This is a genomic window from Pseudomonas fungipugnans (genome assembly GCF_029955235.1).
Lineage (GTDB): Bacteria > Pseudomonadota > Gammaproteobacteria > Pseudomonadales > Pseudomonadaceae > Aquipseudomonas > Aquipseudomonas fungipugnans.
Genome location: NZ_JARBWL010000001.1, coordinates 1,456,184 through 1,466,759, shown reverse-complemented (window position 1 = coordinate 1,466,759; position 10,576 = coordinate 1,456,184). Strand labels below are relative to the sequence as shown.

Annotated in this window: 9 protein-coding genes; 6 read left to right on the top strand and 3 right to left on the bottom strand. The window is 62.5% G+C overall.

The features are described from left to right. Positions 1-66: 66 nt before the first annotated feature. Complete coding sequence (gene selD, locus POF45_RS05920) at positions 67-1,101, top strand: selenide, water dikinase SelD (RefSeq protein WP_259495114.1); 1,035 nt, start codon at positions 67-69, stop codon at positions 1,099-1,101. Then, positions 1,101-2,204 (top strand): tRNA 2-selenouridine(34) synthase MnmH, encoded by a 1,104-nt coding sequence (mnmH, locus tag POF45_RS05915; protein WP_282315320.1) that lies wholly within the window; start codon positions 1,101-1,103, stop codon positions 2,202-2,204. Before selD ends, mnmH begins: the two co-directional genes overlap by 1 nt. Before the next feature lie 124 nt (positions 2,205-2,328). On the opposite strand, the gene POF45_RS05910 is transcribed toward mnmH, so the two are convergent. Together POF45_RS05910 and POF45_RS05905 are read right to left on the bottom strand one after the other, a co-directional pair. Then, on the bottom strand, positions 2,329-3,384 hold the full coding sequence (locus POF45_RS05910; protein WP_282315319.1) for a permease: 1,056 nt from the start codon (positions 3,382-3,384) through the stop codon (positions 2,329-2,331). Positions 3,385-3,585: 201 nt separating this feature from the next. Further along, on the bottom strand, positions 3,586-4,260 hold the full coding sequence (locus POF45_RS05905; RefSeq protein WP_259495110.1) for a histidine phosphatase family protein: 675 nt from the start codon (positions 4,258-4,260) through the stop codon (positions 3,586-3,588). Between the two features lie 237 nt (positions 4,261-4,497). Here POF45_RS05905 and POF45_RS05900 point away from each other — a divergent pair, with 237 nt between their 5' ends. From POF45_RS05900 to hemB, 3 genes are all read left to right on the top strand, one after another. Further along, on the top strand, positions 4,498-5,196 hold the full coding sequence (locus tag POF45_RS05900; protein ID WP_259495109.1) for a glutathione binding-like protein: 699 nt from the start codon (positions 4,498-4,500) through the stop codon (positions 5,194-5,196). Between the two features lie 29 nt (positions 5,197-5,225). Beyond that, complete coding sequence (locus tag POF45_RS05895; RefSeq protein ID WP_259495108.1) at positions 5,226-6,068, top strand: PhzF family phenazine biosynthesis protein; 843 nt, start codon at positions 5,226-5,228, stop codon at positions 6,066-6,068. Positions 6,069-6,246: 178 nt separating this feature from the next. Further along, on the top strand, positions 6,247-7,221 hold the full coding sequence (hemB, locus tag POF45_RS05890) for a porphobilinogen synthase (RefSeq protein ID WP_259495107.1): 975 nt from the start codon (positions 6,247-6,249) through the stop codon (positions 7,219-7,221). A gap of 184 nt (positions 7,222-7,405) precedes the next feature. Here hemB and POF45_RS05885 read toward each other — a convergent pair whose 3' ends face one another. Continuing rightward, positions 7,406-8,935, bottom strand: coding sequence for an FAD-dependent oxidoreductase (locus POF45_RS05885; protein WP_282315318.1), 1,530 nt, complete (start codon positions 8,933-8,935; stop codon positions 7,406-7,408). Positions 8,936-9,152: 217 nt separating this feature from the next. Between POF45_RS05885 and POF45_RS05880 the strand changes: the two genes are divergently transcribed. Further along, positions 9,153-10,247, top strand: coding sequence for a DUF1615 domain-containing protein (locus POF45_RS05880; RefSeq protein ID WP_282315316.1), 1,095 nt, complete (start codon positions 9,153-9,155; stop codon positions 10,245-10,247). Positions 10,248-10,576 lie beyond the last annotated feature (329 nt).

Below are 10,576 nucleotides of genomic sequence, written 5' to 3'. Positions count from 1 at the left end.
GGCGGGACTCATCGGTGGCCCCGCTCTGCTAGAATCGCCCCCATTGACCCCACCGAGGTGCACCCCATGAGCGAACCCGTTCGTCTGACCCAATACAGCCACGGCGCCGGATGCGGTTGCAAGATTTCCCCCCAGGTGCTGGAAGTGATTCTGGCCGGCAGCGGTGCGCAGAACCTGGATCCGAAACTGTGGGTCGGCAACGCCTCGCGCGATGACGCGGCAGTGTATGCCATCGATGAAGAGCGCGGCGTGGTTTCGACCACCGACTTCTTCATGCCGATTGTCGACGACCCGTTCGATTTCGGCCGCATCGCCGCCACTAACGCCATCAGCGACATCTACGCCATGGGCGGTGATCCGTTGATGGCGATTGCAATCCTCGGCTGGCCGGTCAATGTGCTGGCCCCGGAGATTGCCCGGGAAGTGATTCGCGGCGGGCGCTCGATCTGCGACGAGGCCGGTATCCCGCTGGCCGGGGGCCACTCCATTGATGCACCGGAGCCGATTTTTGGCCTGGCTGTCACCGGTCTGGTGCAAAAACGCCACATGAAACGCAACGACACCGCCACCGCTGGCTGCCTGCTCTATCTCACCAAACCGCTGGGCATCGGCATCCTCACCACCGCCGAGAAGAAGGGCAAGCTGCGCCATGCCGACATTGGCCTGGCCCGTGACTGGATGTGCACCCTGAACAAACCCGGCAGCCGCTTCGGCAAGCTCGAAGGCGTGAGCGCAATGACTGACGTCACCGGTTTCGGCCTGCTCGGGCACCTGGTGGAAATGGCCGATGGCAGCGGCGTCACCGCACGCATCGAGTACACCCGCGTGCCGCAACTGCCGGGGGTCGAGTACTACCTGGAACAGGGCTGCGTGCCCGGCGGCACGCTGCGCAACTTCGACAGCTACGCCAGCAAGGTCGGGCGGGTGCAGGAGCTGCACAAGCGCGTGCTGTGCGACCCACAAACCAGTGGCGGCCTGCTGGTTGCCGTCACGCCTCAGGGCAACGCCGAGTTCCTCGCGGTCGCCGCCGAACTGGGCCTGGCCCTTGAGCCGATCGGCGAGCTGGTTGAGCGACAGACCCACGCGGTCGAGGTGTTTTGATGTCAGTCGACTTCACCGATTACCGCGACATCTTTCTCAACGACCGGCCGATGATGGATGCGCGTGCGCCGGTCGAGTTTGTCAAAGGCTCGTTCCCCGGCGTGGTCAATCTGCCGCTGATGAATGACCATGAACGGCAACGCGTCGGCACCAGCTACAAGCAGCAGGGCCAGCAGGCGGCCATCGCCCTCGGGCATCAATTGGTGTCCGGCGAGGTCAAGGCTGAGCGTGTCGCCGCCTGGGCCGATTTCGCCCGATCCCACCCGGACGGCTATCTGTATTGTTTTCGCGGTGGCCTGCGCTCGCAGATCGTCCAGCAGTGGCTCAAGGATGAGGCCGGTATCGACTATCCGAGGATCGGTGGCGGCTACAAGGCCATGCGTTCGTTTTTGCTGGAGACCATGGATCAAGCCATTGCCCAGTGCGACTTCGTCCTGCTGGGCGGCATGACCGGCACCGGCAAGACCGAGGCGCTGGTTCAACTGAGCAACGGCCTGGACCTTGAGGGCCATGCCAATCACCGCGGTTCCAGCTTCGGCAAGCGCGCCACCGGCCAGCCGTCCAACATCGATTTCGAAAACCGTTTGGCCGTCGACGTGCTGAAGAAACGCGCCCGTGGCATCGACCAGTTCGTGCTGGAAGACGAGAGCCGCGCAGTGGGCAGTTGCGCACTGCCGTTGCCGCTGTTTCAGGGCATGCAGCAGTTTCCGATGGTCTGGCTGCAAGACAGCCTCGAGGGCCGCGTCGAGCGGATCCTGCGTGATTACGTGGTGGATTTGTGCGCCGAATTCATCGGTGTGCATGGCGATGACGGCTTTGCACTGTTTTGCGAGCGACTGCTGGAAAGCCTGAACAACGTGCAGAAGCGCCTGGGCGGCGAGCGTCATCGGCGGCTGTTTATTTTGATGGAAGATGCCCTGGCGGAGCAGGGTCGCAGCGGGTCGGTGGATGTGCACCGGGGCTGGATCGAAGGATTGCTGCGCGAGTATTACGACCCGATGTATGCGTTCCAGCGCGAGAAGAAAGGCGCACGGATCGAGTTTGCGGGGGAGCAAGGGGCGGTGCTGGAGTATCTGCGCGAGCGGGTCAGTTCGCGCGGGTGAGGGGGTTTCGCCCGGCCCCTTCCCGAGTAAGCCCGCCCCCGCAATTGATCGAGTTGTCCTGACGAACGCGATCAACTGTGGGAGCGGGCTTGCCCGCGAAGAGGCTTGACGGATGCTACAAATCCTAGAGCACCACCGTCCCGATCAACCCGCAAATCACCCCGACCAGCATGGTCATCACCGCCACGCTCACCAGTACCCGCGCATCGAAATCCTTACGCAGCATCAGCAGCGACGGCAGGCTGACGCTCGGCAGCGTCATCAACAGGGCCACCGCCGGGGCGGTGCCCATGCCCAGCGTCATCATGGTCTGCACAATAGGAATTTCAGCCGCCGTCGGGATCACGAACAGCGTGCCGATGATCGCCAGCGGCACCAGCCACAGCAGGCTGTTGGCCATGGCGCCATCGATGTGCGGGAACACCCAGACCCGCACCGCACCCAACACCAGCACCGCGAGGATGTAGACCGGGATGGTGCTCCAGAACAGTTGCCAGAGCGTCTTGCCCCAGCGGGTCAGAAACGGTTGGGTGTCCTGTTCGCTGGCGTCGGCCACGGCTTCGACGGCAGCTTCAGGCAGCGTTTCCGGGCCGGCGATGCGCTGGGCGACCATTGATACGCCAAACACCAGCACGATGCCCGCCACCAGGCGCAACACGGTAAAGCCCCAACCGAGCACGAAGCCCATGAACACCAGGGTCGCCGGGTTGAGTACCGGGTTGCCGATCCAGAACGCCAGCGCCGCGCCCACCGATACGTTCTGACGACGCATGCCCGCCGCCACTGGCGCGGCGCAGCACGAACACATCATGCCCGGCAGGGCGAACAGGCCGCCGCGTACCGTCGAGGCGAAACCGGCGCGGCCAAACAGGCGCAGCAGCCAGTCCCGTGGGATCAATACTTGCAGCAGCGAACCGAGAATCACCGCCAGCACGGCAGCCTTCCAGATCGCCAGGAAATACACCTGGGCATAGGCCAGGGCGGCGCTCAGGGGCGTGGTCTGTTGGTCGTTGAGAATCGAGGCGCCGATGCTGTGGTTATCAGCGGCGACGAAGGCCTTGAAGTAGTAGGGCGACCACTTGACGTAGTAGAGGCCGACACAGGCGACGAGCACGAACAGGGCGGGTTTCCACCAGAACGACCAGCCCCGGACAGGGGCAGCGACGGTTGTGAGAGACATGACATGATTCCGGGAGAGGGGGCAGATGCAGACATGATAGCCCAGGCCCATTACCAACGCTGATTCCGAGTCTGGAGAATGACCTGTGGGAGCGAGCTTGCTCGCGATAGCGATGTCAAGTTCAACATCAATGTTGGCTGACCTATCGCCTTCGCGAGCAGGCTCGCTCCCACAGGGTTTTGTGTTGTCTGTACTTACTTGTTATGTCGGGCAGCTCTGCGGCCCGTTATCCAGCCCCTGCTTGTAGCTGTGACTCACCACGCTGGCCTTGCCGTTGTGCCAGGTCAGGGTCAGCACGAACAGCGAGTCATAGTCGCTGGACGCCCAGTCCTCGGTGATGTTCTGTTTCTTGCCCGCCGCTTGCCCGGCGACCTTGTTGATCAGCTCCGGCAGGTAGCCGTGGGACCAGGCGGTGTAGATGATCGAGTTGTGGTACTTGTCGTGCAGCAGTTCGTCCGCCAGGTCGCTGGTGTCGTTGGCCGAGAACTCGATATTCACCGGCAGGCCGAGTTTGATGGCGCTGGGGCCGATGGTCATCAGCGGGCGGATGTAGCTGTAGGAATTGTCGAATTCGCCTTCCTCGACGTTACGGGTCGGGTTGGCGGCGAACACGTAATCGGCCTTGCCGAACTTTTCCGGCAGCAAGGTCGCCAGGTTGATGGCGCGATTGAGGCCCTGGCAATTGAGCTGGCCCAGACCGCCGGCGGGTTTCTCGGCGTGACGCAGGAACACCAGGGTTTGCGTGCCATCCGCCGGTTGGGCGCGGCTTTCGCCGGACTCAAGCGACAGCAACAGCGTGCTGGCCGCCAGCAGGATGGGCAGCAACAGATACGCGCGATGCTTGAAACGTTTGGCCAAATGCAATGGGTTCATCATTCGTCAGGAATTCTTGAGCTCGGTCGGTTAAGGGCTGACAAACCGTTACACCGCGCATTCCCTGCGTCGGTGTTTTCCCTGTCATTGAATCGCTCCATCTGAGTCACTACAGCCCCGTTGGTTCAGAAGCCGCCGCACTGTAGCGGCAACCATGAAGGGGCTGGGATGAAGGTTAACGACAGGATGTTGCGGATTTATGGATATGATCAGCGTTCCCATAGTTTCGTGGACGTTGCCATGACCGATCTCACTGCGTTCCCTGTTACCGGCAAATGGCCGGCGCATTACCCGGACTGGATCCAGCTGTACTCCTTGCCGACACCCAATGGCGTCAAGGTGTCGATCATGCTTGAAGAGATCGGCCTGCCCTACGAGCCGCACAAAGTCAGCTTCGAGACCCAGGACCAACTGTCCCCCGAGTTCATGTCGCTTAACCCCAACAACAAGATCCCGGCGATCCTCGACCCTCACGGTCCCGGTGACACTCCGTTGCCGTTGTTCGAGTCCGGGGCGATCCTGATCTACCTCGCCGACAAGAGCGGGCAACTGCTGGCCCAGGAATCGGCGGCGCGCTACGAGACGATCCAGTGGCTGATGTTCCAGATGGGCGGTATCGGTCCGATGTTCGGCCAGGTCGGGTTTTTCAACAAATTTGCCGGCAAGGACTTCGAGGACAAACGCCCGCGTGATCGCTACGTCGAGGAAAGCAAACGCCTGCTCAACGTCCTCGACACCCATCTCGAAGGCCGCGACTGGATCATGGGCGAGCGCTACACCATCGCCGACATCGCCACGTTCCCGTGGGTGCGCAACCTGATTGGTTTCTACGAGGCCGGTGATCTGGTGGGCATCAATAATTTCCCGAATGTCACACGGGTGCTGGCGCGCTTCCTCGCCCGGCCAGCGGTGATTCGTGGGCTGGAAATTCCCAAATAAGACAGAATCATCAAAGACCAGGGCAGGCCATGCATTCCTACGATTTCAAGCAAGTCGATGTCTTCAGCCGCGTTGCGCTCAAGGGCAACCCGCTGGCCGTGGTATTGGGGGCTGACGACCTCGGCGACGAACGCATGGCAGCGTTCGCCAGTTGGACCAACCTCAGCGAAACCACGTTCGTGCTCAAGCCCTGTGACCCGCGGGCCGACTACCGGGTGCGGATTTTTACCACGCTCAGCGAGTTGCCGTTCGCCGGGCATCCGACCTTGGGCACCTGCCATGCCTGGCTGGAAGCCGGTGGCGTGCCCAAGGGTGAGGACGTGGTTCAGGAGTGCGGTGTCGGGCTGGTGCGGGTCCGACGCCAGGGCGCGGAGCTGGCGTTTCTGGCGCCGCCGCTGTTGCGCACCGGGCCGGTAGAAGCCGAGGTGCTGGAGCGCGTGCGGCGCGGACTTGGGCTGGAACCGGGGGCGATTGTCCGGGCGCAGTGGGTCGATAACGGCGCTGGGTGGCTGGCGCTGATGCTGGGTGATCGCCAGCAAGTGCTGGACTTGCAGCCGGATCACTCGCAGATGTCAGGGTTGGCCGTCGGCGTTATTGCACCGTGGCAGCCGGAGCGTGACGGCGATGAGGCACAGTTCGAAGTGCGCGCTTTCATTTCCGGCGACGGCATGCCCGAAGACCCGGCCACCGGCAGTCTCAATGCCGGCATCGCACAATGGTTGCTGGGTGAAGGGCTGGCGCCGGCCCGTTATGCCGTCAGCCAGGGCCTGACCATGGGCCGGGCAGGGCGGATCGAGGTGGAGCAGGTGGGGGATGAGATCTGGGTGGGTGGGGCGGTGGTGACGTGCATCAGTGGGCAACTGACCCTTTGAGCCGAATCAGCCCCTGTGGGAGCGGGCTTGCTCCCACAGGGGTTATGTATTCGATCAAAGGATTATTGCCAAACCGGTAACGGTTTTTATGCGCCCGGGATTTGTGTCCGGCGCCTTGCAGGGCATAAGCTTCGCCCCCTACGACGTTTGTCTCGTCCCCGATTTTTCAGGAATGCCCATGTCCAGTCAGTTCCCCGAAGCACGTCCACGCCGTCTGCGCCGCAATGCGAGCCTGCGCAGCCTGTTCCAGGAAACCGAGTTCAGTCTCAACGATCTGGTGCTGCCGATTTTCGTTGAAGAAGAGATCGACGACTTCGTGCCGATCAAAAGCATGCCGGGTGTGATGCGTATTCCCGAGTCGAAACTGGCCGGCGAGATCGAGCGCTATGCCCGTGCCGGTATCAAGTCGGTGATGACCTTCGGCGTGTCCCATCACCTGGACGCCAGCGGCAGCGACACCTGGCGCGACAACGGCCTGGTGTCGCGCATGTCGCGCATCGCCAAGGACGCCGTGCCGGAAATGATCGTGATGTCCGACACCTGCTTCTGCGAATACACCGACCACGGTCATTGCGGCGTGCTGCACAACCACGAAGTGGACAACGACCAGACCCTGATCAACCTCGGCCGACAAGCCGTTGCTGCCGCCCAGGCCGGGGCCGACGTGATCGCGCCGTCCGCCGCCATGGACGGCCAGGTCCAGGCGATTCGCCGGGCGCTGGATGCTGCCGGGTTCACCCAGATTCCGATCATGGCCTACTCGACCAAATTTGCTTCGGCGCTGTACGGCCCGTTCCGCGAAGCCGGTGGCAGCGCGCTCAAAGGCGATCGCAAAAGCTACCAGATGAACCCGATGAACCGCCGCGAAGCGGTGCGCGAATCGTTGCTGGACGAGCAGGAAGGCGCCGACGCGCTGATGGTCAAGCCGGCCGGCGCGTACCTGGACATCATCCGCGACATCCGCGAAGTCTCGCGCTTGCCACTGTCGGCGTATCAGGTCAGCGGCGAGTACGCGATGATCAAATTCGGCGCACAGGCCGGGGCGATCGATGAAGACCGCGTGGTGCGCGAAAGCCTGGGCGCGATCAAGCGGGCGGGCGCAGACTTGATCTTTACCTACTTTGCGATGGACCTGGCACTGGCCGGGATCTGACCCCTTCCAGTCACTGGATACTGTGTGGCGAGGGAGCTTGCTCCCGCTCGGCTGCGAAGCAGTCGTAAATCCGATGACCGTGGCGTCTCAGGCTAAACGCCGTTGTCGGTGTTGGGGCGCGCTGCGCAACCCAGCGCGAGCAAACTCCCTCGCCACAAGGATGGATGCGAGCCTGAAATCCGGGTCAGCCGAAAAACGCCCGAATCCCGTGATCACGCAAATACCGCTCGATCACTTTCGGATCGGCACTGTTGTCGGCAATCGCCACATAGGTGTCCGGACGCAACAGGTAAAACCCGTTGCGCGCCAACCCGGCTTCCTCAAACGCCGGCCGCCAGTCAAACACATGCAATGGCAGTTGGTGCTCATTGCACCAGGCGATCATTTCGTCGCTGGTGTCGCCGTAGACATGCACCTGCCAGACCGGGTTTCTCAGCGGTTCGAAATTGTCCCCTTCGTCATCATGCGCCCAAGGCAGACGGTCGCCACCGTGAACGTGACCGGCAACGCCTTCGCTCAGCGGCATGCCTCGGTAGTTGAGGGTGATCTGCGACACCGTGCGAAACAGAAACTCGCGACCCGCCTCCAACGAGGCCATTTTCGGAATCAGGAACGGCGCCAGGCGCGTGCGCAGCAGGTCGGCAACCTTGCCTTCGGCGGTGACAAAACTGAACACCCGGTCCGTGGTACTCACCAGCCGTCGGGCGAAGGCAATGCGTTCGGTTTCATAGCTGTCGAGCAGTTTGTCCTTGGCGCGGCCATTGAGCACCGCCGCCAGTTTCCAAGCCAGGTTGATGGCGTCGCCGATGCCGGTATTCATGCCCTGGCCGCCCACCGGACTGTGCACATGGGCCGCGTCGCCGAGCAGAAAGGCGCGACCGCTGCGAAAGAACTCCGCCACGCGGTGATGCACCCGGTAGGTGGAAAACCAGTTCACGTGTTCGACCTGCACGTTCAAGTGTTCGATGGCGTGGTGGCTGACGTCTTCGAAACGCAGCGTCTCGGGGTGATCGGCGCGCTCGTCGCGCACGGTGCCGATCAGTCGGGCATGGCCCTCACTGGCCAGCGGGAACACTGCCAGAAAGTCCGCCTGGTCGAGGTCCACATGCAGCTCACCGTTGAACGTCGGGCCACTGGCCTGGACATCGGCCACGTAGAAAATCTGCTGGTAGGTGCCACCGGGAAAATCCGCGTCAAGGGTCTTGCGCACGATGGAGCGGGCGCCATCGCAGCCGGCCAGGTAACTGGCTTCAAACGTTTGCTGCTGTCCGTCGGGCAGACGCAGCTGCGCGGTGATGCCGTCGCCGGTTTCCTTGAAACGCTCAAGTTCGGTGTTGCGCTCCACCCGCACGCCGAAGCGCTCCAGGCGTTCGATCAACAGCTTTTCGTGCGCGTCCTGCGGGAAAATCTCCATGAACGAGTAGGGCGTCAGCCCTTCGCCGATTTTGCTCAGGGGCAGGCGCGCAACAGCTTCACCCTTGACCCAGAAATTCGCCGCCGCCACCCGATGGCCGTTTTGCACGATGGCCTCGCTGAGATCGAGCTGGCGATACAACTCCAGCGTCCGCGCCTGCACCGCCAATGCCCGGGAGGTGGTGCCGGGGGCGCTGGTCCTGTCGATGATCCGCACCTGAACCCCGAGTTTGCTCAGCCACAACGCCAGCACCAACCCGGTGGGGCCGGCGCCGATGATCAGCACGTCACTTCGGTTCATGGGGCGATTCTCCGAGAGGGTGGGTGGGGCAAGTATGGTTCAGAGTGGGTGCTATTTCTTGAGACTGACAAATATCCCCTGTGGGAGCGAGCCTGCTCGCGAAGGCTGTGGCACATCCGATATTGATGCTGACTGACACACCGCTTCGCGAGCAGGCTCGCTCCCACAGGTTTTTGATCGTATGGTTGTCCCGGTTAAATGGTTGTCAGGGAGCCCCATGCAAGCCAACAGATTGATCACCACCCTCAGCGCACTCATCCTTCTGGCCGGTTGCGCCGGCCAGCGCGCCCAGCAAACTGCCGCCCGTCCCCCGGCTGAAGTCAAAGCCGAACTCGTGCGCCTGATGCCGGCCAAAGTCGCCGACCGCGAAGGCTGGGCAACCGATATTTATGCCGCGTTCGCCGCGCAGAAGCTCTCGCCAACCACGCAAAACCTCTGTTCGGTGCTGGCCGTTGCCGAGCAGGAATCGACCTTTCAAGTCGACCCGACCGTGCCCGGCATGGGCAAGATCGCCCGTGACGAAATCGACCGTCGTGCCGCCAGGGTCCATATTCCCGCCCTGTTGGTCAGCGCCGCGCTGCAAGTACGTTCGCCCTCGGGCAAGCGTTACAGCGAGCGCCTCAACGCCGCTCGCAGCGAAAAGGAATTGAGCGCGATCTTTGATGACTTCATTGCCATGGTGCCACTGGGCAAGACGCTGTTTGCCGGCTTCAACCCGGTGCACACCGCAGGACCGATGCAGGTCAGTGTCGAATTCGCCGAGCAGCATGCGCAGAATTACCCGTACCCGGTCACCGGCACGATCCGCCACGAAGTGTTTACCCGGCGCGGCGGCATGTATTTCGGCATCGCGCACTTGCTCGGTTACCCGGTGAACTACAACGACCCGCTGTACCGGTTTGCCGATTTCAACGCCGGTTGGTACGCCAGCCGCAATGCCGCGTTTCAGAACGCAGTGTCGCGTGCCTCGGGCGTGCCATTGGCGCTGGACGGCGACGTGATCCGCTACGACTCGATCATGCCCGGCACCACGGAACTGGCGGTGCGTACGCTGGGCAAGCAGCTGGGCATGCGCAATCCGGCGATTCGCGATCAACTGGAAAAAGGCCAGACCCTCGGGTTCGAAGACACCCAGCTGTACAAGCAGGTCTTTGCGTTGGCCGAAAAGGCCGAGGGCAAGCCGCTGCCCCGGGCGGTGCTGCCGGGCATTGAACTGCATAGCCCGAAGATCACCCGCAAACTGACCACGGCATGGTTTGCCAAACGGGTGGATGAGCGGTATCGGCGGTGTATGGGGCGGGCTGGAGCATAGAACCCTCAAACACTACAAAACCTGTGGGAGCTGGCTTGCCTGCGATAGCGGACAGTCAGGCGACATAAATGTTGGCTTCCCGACGCCATGGCAGGCAAGCCAGCTCCCCCATTTGATTGATGGTGTTGCTTAGAGGGTTGGCACGGGCATGGGCCTCGTCGCCCCCGCCGGGTCGCAATCCTCAGCAATCCTTGTGGGCGCCGCGATTGCTCGCGATGGCGCCAGCACCGTCAATAGCGATGTCGCCTGGCACGTCGCCCGGAGCACGCTCTGCTCCCACAGACCGCGTTCCAGTGACTATGCTTCGAACACGCCAGGAGGAGGCACTG

What these genes read in the sequence shown, in the direction of transcription:
- selD (WP_259495114.1), top strand. Translation starts at nt 67, where the DNA reads ATGAGCGAACCCGTTCGTCTGACCCAATACAGCCACGGCGCCGGATGC.
- POF45_RS05910 (WP_282315319.1), bottom strand. Translation starts at nt 3,384, where the DNA reads ATGTCTCTCACAACCGTCGCTGCCCCTGTCCGGGGCTGGTCGTTCTGG.
- POF45_RS05895 (WP_259495108.1), top strand. Translation starts at nt 5,226, where the DNA reads ATGCATTCCTACGATTTCAAGCAAGTCGATGTCTTCAGCCGCGTTGCG.
- POF45_RS05885 (WP_282315318.1), bottom strand. Translation starts at nt 8,935, where the DNA reads ATGAACCGAAGTGACGTGCTGATCATCGGCGCCGGCCCCACCGGGTTG.
- mnmH (WP_282315320.1), top strand. Translation starts at nt 1,101, where the DNA reads ATGTCAGTCGACTTCACCGATTACCGCGACATCTTTCTCAACGACCGG.
- POF45_RS05905 (WP_259495110.1), bottom strand. Translation starts at nt 4,260, where the DNA reads ATGATGAACCCATTGCATTTGGCCAAACGTTTCAAGCATCGCGCGTAT.
- POF45_RS05880 (WP_282315316.1), top strand. Translation starts at nt 9,153, where the DNA reads ATGCAAGCCAACAGATTGATCACCACCCTCAGCGCACTCATCCTTCTG.
- POF45_RS05900 (WP_259495109.1), top strand. Translation starts at nt 4,498, where the DNA reads ATGACCGATCTCACTGCGTTCCCTGTTACCGGCAAATGGCCGGCGCAT.
- hemB (WP_259495107.1), top strand. Translation starts at nt 6,247, where the DNA reads ATGTCCAGTCAGTTCCCCGAAGCACGTCCACGCCGTCTGCGCCGCAAT.